The 395-nt window shown below is 35.2% G+C and carries 2 pseudogenes; both read right to left on the bottom strand.

Annotation, left to right across the window (positions count from 1 at the left end):
* Positions 1–175 (bottom strand): annotated as a pseudogene (locus IR141_RS12955) (succinate--CoA ligase subunit alpha); the annotation flags it as partial.
* A gap of 9 nt (positions 176–184) precedes the next feature.
* Positions 185–395, bottom strand: a pseudogene (gene sucC / locus IR141_RS12950) (succinate--CoA ligase subunit beta); the annotation flags it as partial.

The following is a 395-nucleotide window of genomic DNA, read 5'->3' as shown; positions in this document are numbered from 1 at the left end:
CTGCAACGGTATCAAAAACTGGTTTACCTAAATGAGTTTGTCCACCTTTATGAGGGGTGACACCTCCAACTATATTTGTACCATAAGCCATGCATTGCTCAGCGTGAAAAGTTGCTTCTTTACCCGTAAAACCTTGAACTATTACTTTTGTATTTTTATTAACCAATATACTCATTTTCCATCCTTATCCTACTAAACTTTTTACAAGCTCTGCACCGTTTTTAAGATTGGTTGCTGCTTTGATATTTTTAAGATTTGAATTATCTAAAATTGTCTTTGCTTCTGCTGCGTTAGTACCATCAAGACGCACTACAATTGGAATATTTACCTCAACATTCTTAGTAGCTTCTAAAATTCCATTTGCTATCCTATCACAACGAACAATACCACCAAAG

The organism is Neisseria sp. 19428wB4_WF04, assembly GCF_015235335.1.
Lineage (GTDB): Bacteria > Pseudomonadota > Gammaproteobacteria > Burkholderiales > Neisseriaceae > Neisseria > Neisseria musculi.
The sequence above is the reverse complement of the archived record's forward strand: the minus strand, read 5'-3'. Positions and strand labels throughout refer to the sequence as shown.